Here is a 17,973-nt window from a genome sequence, read left to right on the forward strand (position 1 = left end):
CTTTCAATCAAGAGATTTAGTACAATCTTTCTATTTTATCTTTTTTCAAAACAAACACTCTCGGTTTTTAGGGTTTGTATCTATTGAAATGGTATCGAAATGTGCTTTCGTCTTTATAGCCAATCCGCATATAAACTTCTGAAATAGTGAGGTTATTTGCACGTATGAGTTGATCGGCAAGTTCCATGCGTCTGTTTTTACAATAAGTCAGGATGTTTTCTCCAAAGGTTTGCATGAACTGGTACCGAAGTGCACGTTTGGTTAAACCGAAATTGTCGCAGAGCATTTCAATACCGAGATTTTCATCGGTCAGGTTTTCTAAGATAAATTCGCGTATGTCAAATGCGAGCCAGTGGCTATCCAGCAACCGGTCGTAGTGTTTCAGCATTAGTGCCATGTGCATCCGCAGGAACCCATCAAAAACACCGATGTCCTGCTTTTGGCTGCTATATACTTTCCTTAGCCACTTATGCAGGTTCCTGTCAATCTTGCCTTGGTACATTGCCTGATAAGGATTGGTATCCTTATTGAATTCTTCGAGGATGCGATAGATATTTTTGTATTCTGTGCTCACCTTTTCCAACCAATCGGGGTGAATAGTAATTACAAGTGCGATATGTTTACCTTTATCAACCCTGACATTGTATAGACCTGAATCATAAAATGACATCAGAAAGTTATTTTCAAGCGTATGGGCTATCAGGCGGTGCGAACTGTCGTAAAATTCCATGTCACCCACGAGCATAAAGAACAGAAAAACCTGTTTTCCGTGAATTTTGAACATAAACTCAAAAGGATCGTCGGAATTTACCTCGACCAGATCGATAAAAAAAGGTCTGTAGTTGAACAACTGACGAAGTATTGAAGAAGGTTTGTTCTGGTAAAAGATATTCTTCTGTGTAAATTCCAAAGGGAACCTGCATTGTTCAGGCAGATGGTCTGCGGTCAATATTTCTTCTTTAATGTAGTTTTCCCTGAAACGTAAGGTATATGGTGTTTTCATAGCACACGTGTTTATTTCGTTAAGAAATAAAAACAGTGTTCTTATATCTTAACGAAGATTTATTGATTTTTTCATTTTCTATTATATTCAGCTACTGTTTTTTTGTACCAGCTGCTATTGTTTCGGATTATGCAAGATAGTAAAAAATGAATTAGAATACGTCTGTAAAAACACCCAAATTTGAACCAAAATTTCATCTTAGATTTATAGCGATTGTTCTTTATTTAAAATTATAGATGACGTCGTTGTTTACAACACTTAACATTCCTATATTTGCTCTATTATAGAAAAAACTTAAAGTGTTTTTGCTTTAGGTCTCGACACATTAGAAACTGGTAATTTTTAAATCCCCGAGACAAATAAGTAAGAACGCTCATGCTATGGCGTGGGCGCTCGCTTATTCGGGGAAGGGCGTACCAGTGCCTTAGTGTCGATAAGTGTGGTTGCCTGCGCTTTCTTTTTTTGTGCAAGGCTACATCAACTCAAATAAGGTATTATATGAAAACTGGTACAACACAACAAACAATCACCCTCGCCTTTATCAATGATAAAAGCCCGATTGTAGATATTATCTGCAATGACCTTACTAAATTAGGATTTGAGATACTGCTCCGCTCGGAACATATTGAAAACGGACTATTCCAATTATCAGCATTAAAAGAGCTTCCAAAAGTTTGTATTATTGACCTCGACTTTTACGACAAGAATGTATTGATAGAGCTTCAAAAATTAAGAATGAAGTATCCATCTTTACATCTTATTGCCCATAGCGATATTGATACCGAAAAGGCTGTAAGGGCTCTTATAGAAATTGGCTTTGGAGGGTATTTGCTGATTGGTAGTGATGCAAACGATTTCAGAAAAGCTATTGAAACTGTTTCTAATGGCAAGAGATATTTTAGTATGGGGGTTTATAAAATAGCTGAAAAACATTTGCAATAAAGACAATTTTGTAAATTGTATCCCAATAATTAACGATTTAATTCTTTACGTTTACGAAGCTTTTTCAGTTTATTATATATGCAACAGACCAGAAGGTAAGTACAGACTTTTCCAGCAAATTATTATTAAAAGAACTAACATTGGAAGTGTCTGGGATAACAGAACAGAGTTTGAATTGTCTTCTACATTGAAACTTGGAATAATGCCTGAAAATGGCATTGCCACAATAATAGCAGAAAAAAAACAGCATCCAGCCAACAGGAATGGTATTTCTGGTTATGAAATTTAGCGATCCTAACGGACATATTTTAGCCTTTGTTGAAGAGTTATAAAAGCAGGAGCAAAAAATGCTCCTACTTATATTCCTAAAATTTGTAGATATATCCTAAGGAAATAGCAAAAGAACCAGCAAGTTTTGAAACAGTCACATTTTCGGGTTTGCTACTATATACTGCATCAGCATTATAGGTTTCGCTCTTTCTATCCTCAAAACCACCCATATACAGTCCGTTTATCGTTAGCATATTTTTATAGCCAAAAGCAAAACCACCTCCAACTGCAACACGGGGTTTAACTGTATTGGTAAAAGATAAAGCCGGACCTGTAACAAGATTGACAGCAAACCAATCTCCTGTTCTCTTATCATAAAATGGTCGCCAACCAAAATGGATGAGTGTAGCTAAACCAAGTTCCCCCTTTCTATTCTTCTCATCAACAATGTTATATTCTGTATTTTCTTCATTACTAACTGTTGATTTCACGCTGTATGCTTCATTTCTAAATCCCGCATAGTAAAAAGACATTCCTAATCCTACATAAAATTGTCGTTTTTGTGGAAATTGGATTTCTGTTTGATAGTTTGGTAAATCAGAATCTTCTTTGATTCGAATTAGCTGAATATTTAATTTGGTTTGATCTCCATTTAGTTGTTGGGGAAGTGTTGTATATGAGAAAGTGGAATTATTATCTTTATAAACAAGCTCTGTTATCCACGAGGCTACTTTTTCTGAATTAACACTTTCATATAATTTATCTGTATTTGAAATCGCTTTTGTAAAAGCTTCTTTAAGAGTTTTATCCGCCTCTTTCAATTCTGTATCATTTTCTATAATTTTTTTGATGTTATCTACAGATACAATTTTTAAATATTCGGATTGTTGCTTGATTATCGCATTAGAATTTGATTTTATATTAGCTCTCCAACGTTGAGTTTGCACCAAAATACTGTCAAAATTTATGTTCCCTGACAACAATTGATACGTACTGTTTGATTTATCCAATACAGAGTAACTATGTAGTTTTTTTTGTATTGTAAATTGAAGTTCGTCTACTTCCATTTTATATGACTTTAACAAACCATCTTTTAATATTAGATTATCTTTATGAACATCTATCAAAGACTTTATATCTTCTATAGTCTTTTCTTTAGCTAAATTTCGATCATTAGATTTTGCCCATTCCATTAGCATAATGCTATGATTTCCTTTTGCAGATGCGTTAAAAGCATCTACTAAGTTTGAAACTGAATTTGTAGAAAAGTTTATCTTCCCTAACAAATCTCCAATTCCTTCTATATTAACCAGATCAAAAGTAGGGAACTCAACATTTGATGTGATAATAGTATCTCTCTTATCAAATACTATTTTATACAAATTCATATTAACATCAATTATCTTTAGTTGATAAAAATCTCCCTTTTTAAGTTTCTCTAATGCTTTTATATCTTCGGGGTAAAAGCATTTATTCTTAAAATCTAATCTTATGCTTGTTATATCTTGCCCCCAGCTTTGCTCTGCAAAACAGATTGTTACTAATAATAAAAGTAGTTTTATTTTCATAGGTTATATAAATAAGATTGTTGAATGTTTAATTTTTGAAATTACGTATTCTAACTACTTTTAGTTAAGGATTTTTTATTTTCTCTTTTTTAATATCTTATTTCGTTCCTTTTTAGCCTGATCATAATTCCATTGAATTAGACCTTTAACCATATCCTTTGCAAGACCATGAAAATAGTCTTTATACTCGCTTAAATCAATTCCTGTCTGACGACTTTTTTGAGTGATTTCTCTTGATAATTTTGCAGATGCCATTTCTCTTGAAATTCTATTCAAATTATTAAAAGCTACTGTAGCAACCTTTAAAGAACTTTCTTGAATTTCATTTTCTGTCAATTTTTTCATACTCATAGATTGCACTTTTCTTGAAATATTAACACGAAAAGTTTCAAGAATTTTTTCAGGACTATCATATGATTTATGTATCAGCTGTATTACTAATGAGCTTAGTTCTTCATCCGTATATTTTTTTATTGGCATATCTTTTAATTTAATTGTTGTGTATATTTTCACGTACTCAGAATTACAAACAATACGTGAATTTTAGTGTTCTCTGATAGAGAGACGTATGAATAACAAATTTAAAGAATTAATAACTTTCTGCAACAAACGCAGAATATTATTCTACCATTTGTAGGAAATTTTATTTCAAAATTAATATCTTGCAATACTGCCAAAATTTACCGTTCGGTAATTTCAATTAGCAAAGATATTAGGGACGCAAAAAAAAACAACTTAGCACTTAACCCGCCACTTTGCCAATGGGAAGTTACCAGTAGTTATAATTTTTCACATTTATAGTTTCGAATACTTCGGATATTTTCATTGAAACTAATTCCTAAACCGAAGATTTGCTTTTGTTCAAGTCGATACTTTGAAGCATAGTCTTTTCGAACAATTTGATCAAATGCTATTTGACTATCATCAATATCAACTGAAAATTTGAATTCTACTATATAAATTTTATTCGAGAACCTAATGACTGAATCAATCCGTCCAATATTTGTTGTGTCTTCCGGAATTATTTCAAAGCCGAGTAGTTTTAGTATAAGATAAACATTAGCATGATAGTAACCTTCAGTTTCACGAACTATTGCATATGATACACTTGAAAAGATAGATTTCAGGTCTTGTATAAATGAAGGAACATTTTCTTTGATTAAATGATACCTCAATTGTTGATACAAGAGAATATTTTCATCTTCTAGATCATATATTTCAAAAGCATAATCGATTGCCTTTACAATTTTGTTTTTGTATTCAGCGAAATGAATAATAATGTAGCTTGTGTTTTCATTTATTTCAGCTTCTTTTAATAGGTAGCTCTTGCTTACGATATAGTCTCGAAAGCTTTTTAAGTAATTTAATAACTCATCAGGTGTTGTAAATCTATGAGGGACTAATGGATTGTACCGAAGTCTTTCAGATATATTTCCATGGACATCATTTAAAAAGTCTAAAATTTGTACACCGTTTTCTAATTTATAGATTCCTTCTTGCCGTTGGTCATATGTTGTCTGATAGAACAGGTCGAATTCGAAAATGTTATTTTCAAAAAAGTCGTATAAGTAGGTCTCAATTCTTTTGATTTTGGTCATTGTCTGGTTATTAATAATTTCTAGTAACTTACTTTATATGCGCAATGCATAATTTACTCTGTAACAAATTTACTGAAATAAAATATTGCTTCCACATACATTAAGAAAAAGCCATCCTTAATTAAGCGACGTTCTTTTGCTTTTCTTTGGTCGCTGTGTGAAAAGAAAAGAAGTCCACTAAAACAACAAAGGGGATACCGAATATCCCATGCAATGATGTCGCAACCTGTTTGGTAAGATGTAAGGAAAGGAATTGTAGAAATTGAAACGGAGTGATTTTTACTTTTTTAAAGCTAAATCCAGTTCCTTTCTAAAAACCTCGGGTTGGTCGATCCAAATATTATGACCTGCGGATTTTATTAATTTAAAATGAATATTCTTGAAATCTTTAATGAGTTCCTGATGAATAGTGCCGTTAAAATCAAGAAAATCGTAATCTCCAAAAATAATGGTAGTTTTAGTATTATCATGAAGCTGTTTTCGGTAATCATATTTCCAATTCACGGTTTCTACCATTACAGATGCGTCTGCTTTGTAATAATGAAAACCGCCCCGCATCAATTGGTATCGGTCGATTTTATAAATATTAGACATTGCAAAAGCCATTCGGTTAAAATCCGTTCTTTCTCTGTCACTCGAAAATTTTCCGTTTAATTCTTTATATCGTTTGTAAATCGGTAAATCTTTAATTTCTTGTCTGGTACTCAGAAATTTAACCTGCTCGTTGGAACGTTTTGAAAAAACACTTCCTATACTATCGGATTTTGAAAGAATAGCCCCAATTAAAACAAGATTTGAAACCTTTTCCGGATGTTGGTTGAGGTATTCCATCGCAACCAATGTTCCCATAGAATGAGCCATTATTTTAACTTTTTGAGTTCCAAGTTGTTTGATGAGTAAATCTAAATCACCAACATTTTTCTGGAAGGTGAGTTTCTCTTTTGGTGCGGGAGAAAGTAGAGATCCTCTTTGATCATACAATACAAAATGATATTTTTTTTCTAATCCTTTGATGGCATCAAGCATATAATCGTGATTAGCACCAAATCCACCATGCACAACTATTACCGTATCTTTTCCGGTTCCTAATTCCCGAACGTAAATATCCTGATTATAAACATCGAGACTGTCCGGTGTTCTTAAATACCATTCATGATAATCTTTACTTTGTCCGAAAGATGTATTAAACAATCCGATAAAGCAAAGAAATATAATGCTCAATAGTCGTGTGGTCATTTTATGTAAGATTTTAAATTTCCAAATGTTGATAGGGTTTAAGGCACAAAAATAAAAATTCTTTGTATTTTCATACTGTTGAAAAGGAATTATTTAGCTTAAAAGTTTATTGATGTTTTCTTTATAGAAAGACTAATCGATTTTTTAAAAAATCATTTCCTATTCTAAAACTTAGTCTTGTTACAGTCTGAATACTGTAACAGGACTTCATGATTTTCACTATTCATAAGCCACCTTGATTATTTTTTGAGAAACTTTATTGAATGTGTTTAATACGCAATTTATCCAAGTTTCTATGTTCATTAATCTAAAGGCATTTGCTACAATAAAATTGCGAAATAAATTTTTCTTTGACAAGCGTTCATAGAAAACCTAACGTTAATAGCGACGTTCTTTTGCTTCTTTTCTTTGGTCCGTTACTTATATAAGAAAAAGACAGAACATTTAATTTAACTCCATTATTTTACCAAACTATTTTGTGGTAATTTTATTTTTATTTTAGGATTGTTTAAGCTGTATTCAATTTCCGCATTTAGGAGCTTCTTATTTTCTTTTATGTTTGTAAGCCCAAAACTTTTATGATAATCGTTATTTGAAGGAATAAAACTTACACCGTTATGAAAGATTGAAATTTGTTCGTTATTAATTTTGATTTCTACATCGGATGCTTGGCTGTATTTCATTATATTATTCAAAATTTCTTGCATTATTCTGAATAATAAAAAGTTTGCTTCTTGTTTTAATTGTACAATTTGACCTCTTTTTTTGAAGTTAACAGTTGAACTTTGATTTAACACCTCAATCAATTCTTCCACTTGGCAGTCTGCATCAATATCTATCGTTTCTTGTAACTTTATCATCTTATTTAAATATCTAATGTCAGTTAAAGCTTTGCCAAGTAGCAAAATGATATTATCTTTTGTTTTTGGATTTACAGCATTTGTATCTAAAGACTTTACATTCATCTTTGCTAAACTTATCATTTGAGAGATATTATCGTGCAATTCTGATGAAATGAGATTTATAAGTTGCGTTCTTTCTTTTATTTTTATTTTTTCTATGCTTTTTTTGAAAGCTTTATCTTTTCGTTTGTCATAATATAGTTTTAGTTCTCGTAATGTTACTAAAATAAGGACAACATTGAGAACCAAAACCAGAATAATAACAATTGGCAGTATGAAACTCATATTTTAATAGGTTCATTAATATATAATTTAGCAACGTTAATAAAAATGGAAACTAGCAAAAATAAGTTTATTGATGCAAGGCATAATGTAATAATAATCGGTGTCATATTTTTTAAATTTTAATAATTCCTAATTTTATAGCCAAAAGAACAAGTGATGCCCTATTGTTAACATCAAATTTGTTAAATAAGCTATCTCTGTATCCTTCTATGCTTCTTTGTGTTTTATTTAATTTTTGAGCTATTTGACTGTAAGTCAAGTCTTCTCCACATATTTTGAGGAATATTTTTTCATTTTCCGTAATGTTTGGAAGTTTTATAAAACTCGTTTCGACAAGTTTTTGTAATCTTTTGGAGAAAATGTTATTGTAGAAATAAGAATTTTTATCAATTGCCATTAAAGCAGATTTCAATTCTTTTGGATGACAGTCTTTTAACAAATATCCATTTACGCCTAATTTTATCATTTTGATTAAAAAGTACTCTTCATCGTAAGTAGTTAAAATAAGTATTTTTATTTTTGGAAAATTAGTCCTTAAATAATTTACTAATTGAAAACCATCCATTTCAGGCATTTTTATATCGACAATACATACTTCGGGTAAGAATTCTGTTTGGTTACATTTTTCAATAAAATCTTTACCATTTTCAGCTTCAATCACAAAATCAAAATTTCCGAAATTTGAGATTATTTCAATAAGTCCTTTCCTCACAATATTATGATCTTCTATAATGGCAAGTCTCATTCTATATTTTTTTAATAATCACATTTTACAAAGATAGCTATTCATTCAAAAGATAACTACAGGTAAAAAACTGGGAAATTTCAGTTTATAAGGTGGGATTTTATTTTTTTAATCAAGCTATGTTTGCATTATAAAATTATTAATAATCTTTTAAATGTAAAAATTATGACTACAAATTATGGTCAAGTTAGACCCTTAACAGCAGAAGAAAAGAGAGAATTTGCTCCAATTATCTCCGACTTTGAGACAACGTCAGGAGCAAAATTAACTCAAGAGAGTGTTGCAACAATGCCAGATATTGAAACTGGAAAAATTGTTGGTTATCATTTGCTTAATAAAAATGCTGATTCTTCAAAATCGGATAATTTGGTTTCAGCTCTATTAATTGTTGACAGGAGTGGTGATAGACCAAGAGCAACAATTTTAGGTACTCACATCGGTTCAAGTGATAATAATATCGATTCAATTTCTCTTAAAACAAAAAATTTGGATATTATAAATGAGTCAAATGAAATTCATCCAATAAAATATCCTACCGAACCCCCAACACAAAATGAAGAGCCAGAGTATCAAACTATGATTGCTACTCCTTCTATATCTAATTTGTCATACAAAGACGGACGCATAACTGGATCAATAGATGTTACAGTTGGCGGAATATTTTCTTGGGATGTAATTGGTTTTGAAATTGACATTAATAATCGTACGTTTGACTGGTGGTGGATTGATTAAAAACAATATTATGGGAAATAAAAATGTATTATTAGTTTTAGGGTTATTGTCTTTATTTTTCTCGATTTATGGTGGTTATTTAAAAACCAACAAATTAGAAAACGGAAATTTGTTTTTAATAATTGCTGTCTTTATAACTCCTCTGTTTCTAACAAGTTTATTGCTATATATCAGGAATTTAAGAAAAAGAAAGTAGAAAAACTTTATAAAGACAAAAATTTTCAAGAGTTGTCGGATTGGCAACTCTTTTTTTGCATTCTAGAAATGCACAATTCCAAAGGCTAATTGAAGATGTTGTGTCAAAAAGAACTATTAAACAACTGATATTTAGACATAACCATAAAAATATTTCCAAAACAAAAAAAGGGATACCGAATATTCCACGAAGAAAACTCGCAACCTGTTTGGTAAAATGTAAGGAAAGGGAATTTGTGGAGCGGTGCATTTTGACAAAGGGGTTGCACCTATTTAAACCGCAAAAATGCGTTTCCGACCGTAGAGAGGAATTGCATTTTTGCCGCCCGATTTTTCGGGTCAGGCGACTTTTATGGGGTGGGTTCGGAAATCTTTCAGATTGTGAAAAAATCCTTTGTATTCGGTCATTCCCCTGCGAAATAAGTTCCACAGCAAAGAACAACCCATTTGGGTCAATGATGAATTGATAAACAAGTCCTGGTGTTCCAATGCTTCGGCAAGTGAGCAACTTGGCGTGTTGTCTTCTTGTTCGGATTGCTTCAGCAATTCGCCAAATTCATCGGTAACAAATGGCAGGCTTGCCACCGTATGGTATTTCTCTGAATTGGGTTGTTTTATCTCTCCGATAGTAGATAGTAGCACTTGTCCTGTGTGTTGGCTGTTGCCAAAATCCAACCAATATTTCGGCTCATCTTGGTAGTGTCTGCGGTAGCTAATTTCTTTAAGAATTTCAGCAACGCCAAACCTCGCCTGTACATTATCCACACAAGTAATGGTAATGATTGCCCTTGCTTCTTCGGGAAATCTGCCGAACTTATCCTTTTCAAATTTTACTGTTTTGGCTTTCCAATTTGTACCTGCCCAACGGTTGCAACGATTGATTAAAGCAACGGATTTGTATAATCCTGTTTCACTTTCTGCAAAACGCTGTCTGCCCAAATTGGCACTCGTGATAACGTCATCATCCCAAAGGCGGACTTGCAACCCTGCATGTCCTAATGCTATCAAACTTTCGTTTATTTCCATTAAGGCGGTCAATACTTTTGAGCCTGTACCACCTGCTCCGATAAGGTTTACCGAAATCGGGTTGGTCGGGTTAAGTAAATAATTGTCCGTAAAATGGACTGCTGTTTTTGTCGTTTCCATTACAATAGGTGTTTAAGGGTTTTGTTATTCGTTTTCAATACCTCTGTAGGAAAGGGTTTATCTGTATTGATAAGGCTTTTCCAAAGGCTTACAATGTTCTTTTTTGTCAAGTTTGCACTCAATGAATGACTGAAATAGCTGTTGAAAAAATAGTCTTCCCACGCCTGTATAAATTCCTCAACCGAAGCGGAATTTTTAATATCCACGCTTACCGTACCCATACATACATTGCCTTTTTCATAGATGTTAAAGAAAGGTGCATAATGCAATGGCGTTTTCTCGGTGGGTCTTCTGTCATTTGCCAAAGCAAATACTGTAAGACTGCTTTTGCTCGCTAACCAAAGCATTGGCGGTACTTGTGCCATTCCGTTGGGTATTCCCAAACTGTCCACAAAGTACAGTTGTCTTTGTTGTGCTTTGGTGTACCATAATACCGTACCTTTTTCCGCATTGGGGTTGATGTGTAAAACATTGGTCGGTAAAATTCCCTTTGGCTTTAAAAAGGCTTGGTTCTTTTCATCATCGGTCTGTAAGGACTTTGCCAACACATTGGCTTCCCTTACGGTCAATGGGTGGGCGTTGATAGGATTGCCGTTCTTGTCCATATCAAAATGCTCCACATAAGTTGCGGTATCTGTTCCTTTGGTTTCGTAGAAAACCAAAGCGGATTTTGGATAATACAATGTTCCAAAATTCTCGGTTATATCGTTTATGGTGTTCATTGCCTTGTTGTTTTATAGTTATATAGTAGACTACACAAGTCGTCCAATACAGCAAAAAGACGGTTTTCAAAATCAAGGCTTTCCTGTGTTACTTTACTTCCGTCAAAGGATTTACTGATACTTGGTTCTTCCATTATTCCGTATTCGTTAAACTCATTATTGATGCTGTCTGAAAGGTTTTCATACAACCAACCTTTGGTGTCTGCAATAAATGAAATGTACTTTTCCATTCCGATTGCTTCATTGTCGCAATCATCGTCATAAGGGTCTTGTTCGGGTAATGGTGCGTTTCTGAAAATACTTGCTTTGGGATATTCCGAATAAAGGGCAAAGGCGTTACAAGCCAACTGCCAACATTCTATTTCAAACACATCACGGCTTACAAAACTGCTTAAACGCTTTTCAAACATTTCTAAATTGATGCGGTTAAATAGTCTTTGTTCTATACAATCGCCTATCAATTCCGCTTTGGCAAATTCTCGCTTATAGTATTGGGTTTCTTCCGTTTCATCGTCCTGTTCTACCCAATCTTTGTGCATTTCATACAACCAATACAAATAAGTGTTTTCTTGTCTGTAATACGGAATGTCGGCTATATGGTACAGATAACTGCAAACCGAAACAAGCAACTGTGCCGACTTTTTCCGTTTCGGGTCTTTGAGCATTTTAAAGAGTGGCACAATAGGAATGTAATACAAGGTTGTGCCTGTGTCGTACCGTTCCTCACTTTTCAAAAACGCTTTCTTGCTGTCCTGTACCAAACGTAAACTATCCCAATTGATATGGGTACGTTTTAGTTTGGTTTCCATATCCCACATAGCCAATTTTATATTGTTGGGAAATTCAAAATCTTGTGTCTGCATTGGCTCAATGCTGTAATGCTCGGCAAGTTTGGAAAGGGACTTGTAAAAATCCCTCTCCGTTTTCTGACAAGCCTGTACGGATGGTGCTGTTTTCAGTTTAGGCAGAAACGTAAACTTTAGAATACCATTGGTAGCATTGCTATCGGTACGGATTTCTGCTTGTCTTTCCGCACTTGGTTTGCATCCTTTGGTCTTTGTAGCCAATTGGCGAACTCGCCCAACTGTCGGTGCAATTGCCGTTGCCGTTTCTGTTCGGGTATTGTGATAGTTCCCGATATGATGTTGCGTTGCATAATTCATCGTTTTACATATTTTGTTTAACCCTTTGTTCCCATTACGCTCTCAAATTTGTACTCTACTGCATCATCTTTTATCTGCGGTGCAGATGCTTTTGCCGTTGTTAAAATGGGGTACATATTGGCGTAAAAATTCATTACGGCTTCCACACTCCAACGTGGTTCGGGGTCGGTCAGTCTGATGTCCTGTCCTTTATCTTTGAGTATAAACACTCGTTCTAATTGCGTTGCTAATAACATAAATTCTAATTTTTGGATTAATACTTTTATTCTTCTTCGTCTGTTTCGTAAAATTGGCAATTGCCTGTTTCATCAATCGGGCAATCGGCTGTGGTTTCTTCCTCCTGGCTCGGTTCGGGTTGTGGTTCTTCCGCTTCTCCGAATAGACTTGGTGTAGCGAATTTTGCAGACAATGCTGTTTTGCGTCTGCGTATCTCGTCCGCTTTTTCGGGGAACTCGGTTATATCGGGAACTTTCATCCACGCTTCACGGAATTTGCCCTCTTTTTCGAGTTCGTCAGCCTTTGCCATTCCGTCTTTAAATTTCTTGTCTTTGGCTTCTTTTTCCTTTTTGGCTTTCTCGGTTTTTTCTTTCTCCATTGCCGATTGCTTTTTGACTTCTTCCATTTGTTTTAGGAATTTTTCCATATCCACCATTACACCCGAAACGGTTTGAATAGGTGCTTTTATCTGCTCAAAAAATCCCTCGTCAAATTCCTGTGGAGTGGCGTTAAATGTCAATGGGGGAATAAGGTTTTTGGCGTTATCTCCGCACTGTTCGTTGTTAAGCAGAACCGATACAATTAGGTTATTTTCTGCTCCTTTGGAAATGTTCAGTTGCAATACTCCTGTAAAGTCCAAAGCTTGTATCTGATTGAAAAAATTGATATTCATCGTTCTGAAATTTTAATTGTTATCTGTTCGTTTTTTGATTGCCGTCAGTTTCTCGTGTATGTCCGTCCAATAGGCTTTTTGTTTTTTGTCGAACTCTGAAAAACTTTTGTCTTCGTGGCTGTATCCTGTGTTCCTTTTAGCTATTTTGATAGCTTCCTTTAGGTTGGTTATTTCTATTTCGCAACCGTTCAAATCTGTTACTTTCATTACTGTTCTAATTGTTACTTACTGATTTCTGCTATCTGGTCAATCCTGCCGTAAACAATGGTTTTAAGGCTTGTCTTGTCGGGGGCGTTGTATTCTGCCCAATTGCCGTACTGCTTTACCACATAGGTTTTTAATACATCTTCAAACCCGAAGCAATAACCCTGCAAGGGAACGGCTCGTTTGAAGAAAGCATTTCGGTTTACGGCTTCTGCAAGCCAATTCTTTTCGGCTCGGTTCATCTTTTCACCCTTGTTGAGTTTTTCCCTTAACAGATAGACTTTTGCGTTTTGCAGGGTTTTCAGTTCGGGTACATCGTGGCGGACAAACTTTGTGGCTATTATTTTTGTTTCCATTGTGTCTGCATTTAAGATTGATGAATGGCGATTTTTCGCTCCAATAGGGTTTCCAATATCTCGTAATCACTTTCGTATTCTTCACCCTCGAAATGGTAGGTGTCCGTTTCTTCATCGAACTCGTATTGCTCAAATTCTTCTTCGTCCAAATAAATATCTGTGAGTAGCTTGTCAGAAAACATTGCCCTGCCACATACACCGTTACTTAATTCCTCATAGTCCTGTGTGAAATTCACGTTATAGTGTTCTGCTATCGCTTGTACTACCTCTATATTGGGCGACCATTTTGTTTCGTATTGGAATATGCCTGTAACATCATCGTCTTGGTAGATGTCGAAGAAATAGCCACCGTTACTGTCCTGTATGAACTCGGGCAGTTGTCCGCAATTTTCTTTCTGTTGTTTTTCAGCCATTGATTTGAATAGCCGTTGTATCTGTTCGATTGCTTCGGGTTCTCCCTCGAAAACAACCGTATTACTGCACCAATTAGCCATAATCGTTTTTTGTTTAAGGGTTAAGAATGTGATTTTTCAGCGGTATAAATACCATTTACATAGTAGCCGAATGACTGCTCCCAAAGGCGTATTAAACCGTCCGTGCATATGTAGAAATACTCCGTACGATTGCAGTAGATAATATGTACTGTGTCGTCCTTATGCTTTTTTTCAAGGCTCTTACCTTTAGCCAATTCTTTTGCTTCCTCTATGGTTTTTGCTTTCATATCCTGCTGTTTTGTATCGTTATCAATTTTCACTATATCCACAATGGCACATTCGGGACAACCCTCTGTGGTTGTTATCTGCTGTATAGCTCCCTGCTTTCCACTTAATGAAAATACCCTTAGCATTGTCGTACCTGTGTCGTGCTTCAGCGTTGCTTCATATATCTCTATTGTCATAATTCTAGTTTATAGTAGGCTACCACCGTTTAAGGCGGTAGCCTGTTGTTATTTAATTAAGGCTTAGGATTTCCGCACCGTCCAAAGCAAATGAAGTACACAATTCAAATGCTTTCTGTGATTTCAGTTGGGCAGTACCACCGAGTACTATGCTTTGTAGCTTGGCTTCGTCATTCTTGTAATTCCTTACATTCTGATAGTAGCCTGTCACAGCGTTATACGCTCCGAACAATGTGCCTTTTGTCGTGTCCATTTGTTGGGTATCGCTCATCATCGCATAGCTGAAAGCATCATCAACTACGTTTTTGAACACGGTGGAAACTTCATCCTCAGCACCTTTTTTGAGTAGGTCAAGCGTTTCCTTGTTCGGACAAAGTGCCAACTGGATTAACTTTCTAACCTCTCGGTCTGTGACTTTTACCTTTGTCCACTCATTGAAAATACCCTCTAATTGGTTACTCAATGTGTTGGCAAGTCCCATAATCTTGTGAGCGTTCTCGATACGCTGTTTTGCTCCCGAAGTGTGTTTGATACGGACTACATTGGTCATACTGCGTAATGAAGCATTCAGCGTGTTTTGGCATACGATACGGATAGGTGTAAAAGCGGCTGTGATACTGCCCGAACCATCGTGAGAAGTGGTAAGGAAAATATACTTCTCGGTTACATCATCGCCATTGCCTACACGAATATAGTCGGGCAATTTGGCTGTGATAAAAATGCGTTCACCTTTTCCTAATGCTCCTGCGGTTTCATAAAATATTCCCTCGCCACCACCTACGATAGCATCAAAAAAATTAAAGGCTTCACGGTTTTGCACAATGTGGTAATCCTTACCGACCACGCCCAATACGGCATTGTTATCGGTGCGAATGTTGGCGAAATAGTTAGGTACTTCCAATTCGCTACTGCCTATTTCTATGCCGTTAGCGGTTTCGATAATTCCCGAACCTTTGGTAAACAAAGGGGATTTTACCACCTCATAATCTAATCCTGCGTGTCGGATAGCTTCTTCGCTTGTTGGGTATTGCTCCACGATTTGCCCCAAACCGTGCCACGCTTTTTGCTGTACTGAAAAGAAACTGTGCTTTCCTGTTCTCTCGTTGAAATGAATGTTATGTGCCATTTTGATAAAATTTTGAAGTTTGAAAAATGATTAAATGATTGTTGTTAGAATGGTAGGTCGTCTTCTGTGCCTTTCCCTGCTGTACTGTTGCTTCCTGTTTGTGCTGTAGCCTGTACGGTTTCGGTTCTTTTGATACCTCCGTGAAACTTTATATTTGAAGTGTGGAAATTCAAACCTGCTTTCGGCTCTCCGTCTTTGCCTGTCCACGCTCTCGTGCTTACCCTGCCTGTGAGTTCTACCAAAGTGCCTTTGGTCAGTAGTGATGCTACCTTTGCAGACAGCCAATAGGCACAGTCGAAATAGGTTGTTTGCTCAATGCGTTCGCCCTGTTTGTTCTTGTAGCTTTCGTTGGTAGCTACTGAAAAGTTTACTACTTGTTTGTCCTGTGACGTTGTGCGTACTTCCGCATCTCTTGTCAGTCTTCCGATGATGTTCATAATCGTTCCTGTTTTAAAAGTTTTACATTTTGTTATGTTCGCTTTTCTCGTTTCCTGCTTCCTGTTGTGGTTTGCTTCGCTTCGCATAATTTTTTCCAAAAGAAAAACCGGAAAAAAGAAAGCAGACTATCAAGGCGGTCAAGAGGAAAAGCCAAAAGGAAACGGAATAATTGGAGGGTACCTTTAGGGAGGAAACCGTTTATGCCGTAGTCTTTTGGCTGGGATTGAGCGTGGGGTGACCGCCGTACTTTGGCTGCCTTTTTACCGGTTGATTATGGAAATATTCTTGTAATAAATTTTTGGGATAAATGACCAGGCTTTAAAAGCCTGTGATAGAGATTTGAAAAATATAAAGAGAAGGAAAAGGAGGGCTGTGTTTTTCAATTTTCTATTCAAAGAGTAGTCGTAAGCTCTTTTACTGCGAGGGGAACGTGAAAGGGGGTAAATGTGCTTAGGCTACAAAAAGTAATGACATAAAAAATAGATATTCTTCATAAAACTTATTATTGATGTTATTAAAGCAAACAATCAATTATGAATTGATTATTTTTGGAAGATTTAAACCATCGTACATGGCTGTTAACAAAAATGCTCAGATTCGTTATAAAGTATTAGACAAGTGTTTTTCAAATCCGTATAAAAATTTTTATATTGATGATTTGATTAACCATTGTTCAATCGCATTAACCGAACATTATGGAAAAGAAGCTACTGTTTCGAGAAGGCAAATTTTTATAGATATTGATTTTATGAGAAGTGACGCTGGATTTGAAGCACCAATAATTCCAATAAAAGATGGTCGTAGGGTATTTTATAAATATGAAGATGCTTCATTTTCAATTTTAAAAAAGCCTTTAACTAATGACGAATTAGAATCAATAGATAATACTTTAGAAATTATTTCCAGAATTAAGGGGATTTCTGGTTTAAGTAATTTAGAAAGTTTAGAGACTAAATTACTTGGAACTAAAGATTCTAATAGAAATCACATCATTTCATTTGAGGAGAACGAGTTTTTGGTAGGCATAGAAAATTTAACACTTGTTTTTAACTTTATCAAAAATAAACAAGTTATCCTAATAACTTATAAATCGTTTAAATCTAATGAAGTTCATGAATATGTTATTTCGCCATATTATTTAAAACAACACAACAGTCGTTGGTTTTTGTTTGGTTGGAATCATGATTTTCAAAATATTCAAAATTTAGCATTAGATCGTATTATAAATCTTGAAATTGGAAATCAGAGTTTTATTGAAACTGATATAGACTTTGAAGAATATTTCGAAGATATTATAGGGGTAACAAATTTCGAAGAAAATCAAGTTACTGAAGTTTCAATAGAGTTATCGGAAAATATTATCCCATATATCATATCCAAACCTATTCATGGTTCGCAAAAAATGAAAGGTAATATTTTGACGATACATGTAAAACTGAATTACGAATTAGAAACACTCATTTTGTCTTATGGCGAAAACATGAAAGTATTGGAGCCAATAAATTTGAAAAATCGTCTTATTGAAAGACTAAAAAGTACATTAAACCAATATTAA

At 34.8% G+C, this 17,973-nt stretch carries 21 protein-coding genes; 3 read left to right on the forward strand and 18 right to left on the reverse strand.

Annotated features, from left to right (window positions below):
- Nucleotides 1-67: 67 nt before the first annotated feature.
- Nucleotides 68-1,003 carry a helix-turn-helix transcriptional regulator gene (locus EG240_RS01615; RefSeq protein WP_125016739.1) on the reverse strand — a complete coding sequence of 312 codons (936 nt, stop codon included), beginning with the start codon at nt 1,001-1,003 and terminating at the stop codon, nt 68-70.
- Between the two features lie 498 nt (nt 1,004-1,501).
- On the opposite strand from EG240_RS01615, the gene EG240_RS01620 reads away from it, so the two are divergent.
- The gene (locus EG240_RS01620) at nt 1,502-1,945 is read left to right on the forward strand and encodes a response regulator transcription factor (RefSeq protein ID WP_125016741.1); all 444 of its coding nucleotides are present in this window, start codon (nt 1,502-1,504) and stop codon (nt 1,943-1,945) included.
- Between the two features lie 365 nt (nt 1,946-2,310).
- Here the strand turns inward: EG240_RS01620 and EG240_RS01625 are convergent, their stop codons facing one another.
- The 6 genes from EG240_RS01625 to EG240_RS01650 form a co-directional block, all read right to left on the reverse strand.
- The gene (locus EG240_RS01625) at nt 2,311-3,783 is read right to left on the reverse strand and encodes a hypothetical protein (RefSeq protein ID WP_125016743.1); all 1,473 of its coding nucleotides are present in this window, start codon (nt 3,781-3,783) and stop codon (nt 2,311-2,313) included.
- Between the two features lie 75 nt (nt 3,784-3,858).
- Nucleotides 3,859-4,263, reverse strand: a complete 405-nt coding sequence (locus EG240_RS01630; RefSeq protein ID WP_125016746.1) for a hypothetical protein — start codon at nt 4,261-4,263, stop codon at nt 3,859-3,861.
- Nucleotides 4,264-4,562: 299 nt separating this feature from the next.
- Nucleotides 4,563-5,381 carry a PD-(D/E)XK nuclease domain-containing protein gene (locus EG240_RS01635; protein ID WP_125016748.1) on the reverse strand — a complete coding sequence of 273 codons (819 nt, stop codon included), beginning with the start codon at nt 5,379-5,381 and terminating at the stop codon, nt 4,563-4,565.
- Nucleotides 5,382-5,660: 279 nt separating this feature from the next.
- Complete coding sequence (locus EG240_RS01640) at nt 5,661-6,617, reverse strand: alpha/beta fold hydrolase (RefSeq protein WP_125016751.1); 957 nt, start codon at nt 6,615-6,617, stop codon at nt 5,661-5,663.
- Between the two features lie 458 nt (nt 6,618-7,075).
- Entirely contained in the window at nt 7,076-7,804 is a 729-nt protein-coding gene (locus tag EG240_RS01645) for a sensor histidine kinase (protein ID WP_125016753.1), read from the reverse strand.
- Nucleotides 7,805-7,916: 112 nt separating this feature from the next.
- Nucleotides 7,917-8,549: a response regulator transcription factor gene (locus tag EG240_RS01650; RefSeq protein ID WP_125016755.1), complete on the reverse strand. Its 633-nt coding sequence runs from the start codon at nt 8,547-8,549 to the stop codon at nt 7,917-7,919.
- Nucleotides 8,550-8,714: 165 nt separating this feature from the next.
- Between EG240_RS01650 and EG240_RS01655 the strand changes: the two genes are divergently transcribed.
- The gene (locus tag EG240_RS01655; protein WP_125016757.1) at nt 8,715-9,281 is read left to right on the forward strand and encodes a hypothetical protein; all 567 of its coding nucleotides are present in this window, start codon (nt 8,715-8,717) and stop codon (nt 9,279-9,281) included.
- Nucleotides 9,282-9,815: 534 nt separating this feature from the next.
- Here the strand turns inward: EG240_RS01655 and EG240_RS01660 are convergent.
- From EG240_RS01660 to EG240_RS01710, 11 genes are read right to left on the reverse strand one after another with little or no spacing between them, the layout of a single operon-like run.
- A complete protein-coding gene (locus EG240_RS01660; protein ID WP_125016759.1) occupies nt 9,816-10,622 on the reverse strand; it encodes a PRTRC system ThiF family protein in 807 nt (268 codons plus the stop codon).
- Nucleotides 10,622-11,344, reverse strand: a complete 723-nt coding sequence (locus tag EG240_RS01665; RefSeq protein WP_125016761.1) for a PRTRC system protein B — start codon at nt 11,342-11,344, stop codon at nt 10,622-10,624. The genes EG240_RS01660 and EG240_RS01665 overlap by 1 nt, the downstream gene beginning before the upstream one ends.
- On the reverse strand, nt 11,341-12,507 hold the full coding sequence (locus tag EG240_RS01670) for a hypothetical protein (RefSeq protein WP_125016764.1): 1,167 nt from the start codon (nt 12,505-12,507) through the stop codon (nt 11,341-11,343). The genes EG240_RS01665 and EG240_RS01670 overlap by 4 nt, the downstream gene beginning before the upstream one ends.
- Before the next feature lie 17 nt (nt 12,508-12,524).
- Nucleotides 12,525-12,743, reverse strand: coding sequence for a PRTRC system protein C (locus tag EG240_RS01675; RefSeq protein ID WP_002978317.1), 219 nt, complete (start codon nt 12,741-12,743; stop codon nt 12,525-12,527).
- Between the two features lie 26 nt (nt 12,744-12,769).
- Nucleotides 12,770-13,396 (reverse strand): PRTRC system protein E, encoded by a 627-nt coding sequence (locus EG240_RS01680; RefSeq protein WP_125016766.1) that lies wholly within the window; start codon nt 13,394-13,396, stop codon nt 12,770-12,772.
- A 12-nt stretch (nt 13,397-13,408) separates the two neighbouring features.
- Nucleotides 13,409-13,603: a hypothetical protein gene (locus EG240_RS01685; RefSeq protein ID WP_125016768.1), complete on the reverse strand. Its 195-nt coding sequence runs from the start codon at nt 13,601-13,603 to the stop codon at nt 13,409-13,411.
- 14 nt (nt 13,604-13,617) lie between these two features.
- Nucleotides 13,618-13,956, reverse strand: coding sequence for a molybdenum ABC transporter ATP-binding protein (locus EG240_RS01690; RefSeq protein WP_125016770.1), 339 nt, complete (start codon nt 13,954-13,956; stop codon nt 13,618-13,620).
- Nucleotides 13,957-13,967: 11 nt separating this feature from the next.
- Entirely contained in the window at nt 13,968-14,450 is a 483-nt protein-coding gene (locus EG240_RS01695) for a DUF1281 family ferredoxin-like fold protein (RefSeq protein ID WP_125016772.1), read from the reverse strand.
- A 20-nt stretch (nt 14,451-14,470) separates the two neighbouring features.
- Entirely contained in the window at nt 14,471-14,854 is a 384-nt protein-coding gene (locus tag EG240_RS16775; protein ID WP_235830316.1) for a hypothetical protein, read from the reverse strand.
- A gap of 52 nt (nt 14,855-14,906) precedes the next feature.
- Complete coding sequence (locus tag EG240_RS01705; RefSeq protein ID WP_125016774.1) at nt 14,907-15,980, reverse strand: DUF932 domain-containing protein; 1,074 nt, start codon at nt 15,978-15,980, stop codon at nt 14,907-14,909.
- A gap of 44 nt (nt 15,981-16,024) precedes the next feature.
- Nucleotides 16,025-16,417, reverse strand: coding sequence for a single-stranded DNA-binding protein (locus EG240_RS01710; protein WP_125016947.1), 393 nt, complete (start codon nt 16,415-16,417; stop codon nt 16,025-16,027).
- A gap of 509 nt (nt 16,418-16,926) precedes the next feature.
- Here EG240_RS01710 and EG240_RS01715 point away from each other — a divergent pair.
- Nucleotides 16,927-17,973, forward strand: coding sequence for a helix-turn-helix transcriptional regulator (locus EG240_RS01715; RefSeq protein WP_235830317.1), 1,047 nt, complete (start codon nt 16,927-16,929; stop codon nt 17,971-17,973).

Source organism: Paenimyroides tangerinum (assembly GCF_003865405.1).
Taxonomy (GTDB): Bacteria; Bacteroidota; Bacteroidia; order Flavobacteriales; family Flavobacteriaceae; genus Flavobacterium; species Flavobacterium tangerinum.

Coding starts and splice junctions, on each gene's coding strand:
- EG240_RS01615 (WP_125016739.1), bottom strand. CDS start 1,003: ATGAAAACACCATATACCTTACGTTTCAGGGAAAACTACATTAAAGAA.
- EG240_RS01620 (WP_125016741.1), top strand. CDS start 1,502: ATGAAAACTGGTACAACACAACAAACAATCACCCTCGCCTTTATCAAT.
- EG240_RS01625 (WP_125016743.1), bottom strand. CDS start 3,783: ATGAAAATAAAACTACTTTTATTATTAGTAACAATCTGTTTTGCAGAG.
- EG240_RS01630 (WP_125016746.1), bottom strand. CDS start 4,263: ATGCCAATAAAAAAATATACGGATGAAGAACTAAGCTCATTAGTAATA.
- EG240_RS01635 (WP_125016748.1), bottom strand. CDS start 5,381: ATGACCAAAATCAAAAGAATTGAGACCTACTTATACGACTTTTTTGAA.
- EG240_RS01640 (WP_125016751.1), bottom strand. CDS start 6,617: ATGACCACACGACTATTGAGCATTATATTTCTTTGCTTTATCGGATTG.
- EG240_RS01645 (WP_125016753.1), bottom strand. CDS start 7,804: ATGAGTTTCATACTGCCAATTGTTATTATTCTGGTTTTGGTTCTCAAT.
- EG240_RS01650 (WP_125016755.1), bottom strand. CDS start 8,549: ATGAGACTTGCCATTATAGAAGATCATAATATTGTGAGGAAAGGACTT.
- EG240_RS01655 (WP_125016757.1), top strand. CDS start 8,715: ATGACTACAAATTATGGTCAAGTTAGACCCTTAACAGCAGAAGAAAAG.
- EG240_RS01660 (WP_125016759.1), bottom strand. CDS start 10,622: ATGGAAACGACAAAAACAGCAGTCCATTTTACGGACAATTATTTACTT.
- EG240_RS01665 (WP_125016761.1), bottom strand. CDS start 11,344: ATGAACACCATAAACGATATAACCGAGAATTTTGGAACATTGTATTAT.
- EG240_RS01670 (WP_125016764.1), bottom strand. CDS start 12,507: ATGAATTATGCAACGCAACATCATATCGGGAACTATCACAATACCCGA.
- EG240_RS01675 (WP_002978317.1), bottom strand. CDS start 12,743: ATGTTATTAGCAACGCAATTAGAACGAGTGTTTATACTCAAAGATAAA.
- EG240_RS01680 (WP_125016766.1), bottom strand. CDS start 13,396: ATGAATATCAATTTTTTCAATCAGATACAAGCTTTGGACTTTACAGGA.
- EG240_RS01685 (WP_125016768.1), bottom strand. CDS start 13,603: ATGAAAGTAACAGATTTGAACGGTTGCGAAATAGAAATAACCAACCTA.
- EG240_RS01690 (WP_125016770.1), bottom strand. CDS start 13,956: ATGGAAACAAAAATAATAGCCACAAAGTTTGTCCGCCACGATGTACCC.
- EG240_RS01695 (WP_125016772.1), bottom strand. CDS start 14,450: ATGGCTAATTGGTGCAGTAATACGGTTGTTTTCGAGGGAGAACCCGAA.
- EG240_RS16775 (WP_235830316.1), bottom strand. CDS start 14,854: ATGACAATAGAGATATATGAAGCAACGCTGAAGCACGACACAGGTACG.
- EG240_RS01705 (WP_125016774.1), bottom strand. CDS start 15,980: ATGGCACATAACATTCATTTCAACGAGAGAACAGGAAAGCACAGTTTC.
- EG240_RS01710 (WP_125016947.1), bottom strand. CDS start 16,417: ATGAACATCATCGGAAGACTGACAAGAGATGCGGAAGTACGCACAACG.
- EG240_RS01715 (WP_235830317.1), top strand. CDS start 16,927: ATGTTATTAAAGCAAACAATCAATTATGAATTGATTATTTTTGGAAGA.